Genomic DNA, 2,234 nt, shown 5'->3' with positions numbered 1-2,234 from the left:
TGCCGAACGCCCTGCATCTCTTTCTGCATGCATACGGTCACTTGCAGCCGCGTTGACCTGGCTCATCAAAGGCAAACCACCAGAGAGCATCATTGACGACGCCGTTGCTAAAATTCGTGCGCAGGTGGGCGATGAGGAAGTCATCCTTGGTTTGTCCGGTGGCGTTGACTCCTCTGTTACCGCCGCACTTTTGCATCGTGCGATTGGTAAAAAGCTGGTCTGCGTGTTTGTTGATACTGGTTTGTTGCGCCAAGGTGAAGGCGATCAGGTCATGGAGATGTTCGCCAAAAACATGGGCGTCAAAGTTATTCGTGTTGATGCCGAAGAAAAGTTCTTATCACGTCTCGCTGGCGAAGCGGACCCAGAGAAAAAGCGCAAAATTATCGGTAATGCTTTTATCGATATTTTTGAAGAAGAAGCGAGCAAGCACAAGCAAGCCAAGTGGTTGGCACAAGGCACCATCTTTCCAGATGTGATTGAGTCTGCCGGTAGCAAAACCGGTAAGGCGCAGGTGATCAAGTCGCACCACAATGTCGGCGGCCTAAAAGAAAATATGACGCTCAAGCTGGTGGAGCCGCTGCGCGAGCTGTTTAAAGATGAGGTGCGCAAGATCGGTATGGAGTTAGGCCTGCCTTACGATATGGTCTATCGCCACCCCTTCCCTGGCCCCGGTTTAGGTGTGCGTATTCTTGGTGAAGTAAAAAAAGAATATGCCGACACGTTGCGCTTGGCTGATGCCATCTTTATCGAAGAGCTGTATGCCGCAGACCTGTATCACAAAACCAGCCAAGCCTTTGCTGTGTTCCTGCCGGTGAAGTCGGTGGGTGTAGTGGGCGATGCCCGCCGCTATGAGTATGTGGTGGCATTGCGCGCAGTAGAAACTATCGATTTTATGACAGCGCGCTGGGCACACTTGCCGTATGAGTTTTTAGAAACGGTTTCTAGCCGCATCATCAATGAAATCCCGGGGATTTCGCGGGTAACCTATGATATTTCTTCGAAGCCACCGGCAACCATTGAGTGGGAGTGACGGGCACTGGCTGGCAATGTCTAGCAACGGCAGGCATTTCGGCTGAGGGTAAAAGAACTTTCCGCTAAGCGATAGACTGTATGTAAACACAGTATTGCAAGGACGCGGAACATGCCTCATGTGGCGGCCAGGACGGCCAGCCGGGATCGGGATACTGGTCGTTACCAGAGCCACCGACCCGAGCAAACCCTTCTCTATCAGATCGTTGACGAGTATTACCCGGCATTCGCTGCGCTTATGGCAGAGCAGGGAAAGGAATTGCCGGGCTATGTGCAACGGGAATTTGAAGAATTTCTCCAATGCGGGCGGCTGGAGCATGGCTTTCTACGGGTTCGCTGCGAGTCTTGCCACGCCGAGCACCTGGTCGCTTTCAGCTGTAAGCGTCGCGGTTTCTGCCCGAGCTGTGGGGCGCGGCGGATGGCCGAAAGTGCCGCCTTGCTGGTTGATGAAGTACTGCCTGAACAACCCATGCGTCAGTGGGTGTTGAGTTTCCCGTTTCAGCTGCGTTTCCTGTTTGCCAGCCGGCCCGAGATCATGGGGTGGGTGCTGGGCATCGTTTACCGCGTCATTGCCACGCACCTGGTCAAGAAAGCGGGCCATACCCACCAAGTGGCCAAGACGGGCGCGGTCACCCTGATCCAGCGTTTTGGATCGGCGCTCAATCTGAATGTTCACTTCCACATGCTGTTTCTCGACGGTGTGTATGTCGAGCAATCCCACGGCTCAGCGCGTTTCCGCTGGGTCAAGGCGCCGACCAGCCCAGAGCTCACCCAGCTGACGCACACCATCGCCCACCGGGTGGGTCGCTATCTGGAACGGCAAGGCCTGCTGGAACGGGATGTCGAAAACAGCTATCTGGCCTCGGATGCGGTGGATGACGACCCGATGACACCCCTGCTGGGGCACTCGATCACTTACCGTATCGCTGTCGGTTCACAGGCGGGGCGAAAGGTGTTCACTTTGCAAACTCTGCCGACCAGTGGTGATCCGTTCGGTGACGGGATTGGCAAGGTAGCCGGGTTCAGCCTGCACGCCGGCGTGGCGGCCAGGGCCGATGAACGCAAGAAGCTCGAACGGCTGTGCCGGTACATCAGCCGCCCGGCGGTATCCGAGAAGCGGCTGTCGTTAACACGAGGCGGCAACGTGCGCTACCAGCTCAAGACGCCGTACCGGGACGGCACCACGCACGTCATTTTCGAACCAT

General features: G+C 55.9%; 2 protein-coding genes. Both read left to right on the top strand.

All coding sequences use genetic code 11. The features are described 5' to 3' along the window. Positions 1-1,030: glutamine-hydrolyzing GMP synthase (guaA, locus tag PG892_RS22050; protein ID WP_270825878.1), on the top strand; the 1,030-nt coding region annotated here is incomplete at its 5' end. Between the two features lie 111 nt (positions 1,031-1,141). Continuing rightward, the coding region (locus PG892_RS22045) for an IS91-like element ISCR2 family transposase (protein ID WP_270825877.1) at positions 1,142-2,234 on the top strand (1,093 nt) is incomplete at its 3' end.

This window comes from Aeromonas sp. QDB68 (genome assembly GCF_027707405.1).
Classification (GTDB): Bacteria; Pseudomonadota; Gammaproteobacteria; order Enterobacterales; family Aeromonadaceae; genus Aeromonas; species Aeromonas caviae.
This window is presented reverse-complemented; position numbering and strand designations above follow the sequence as displayed.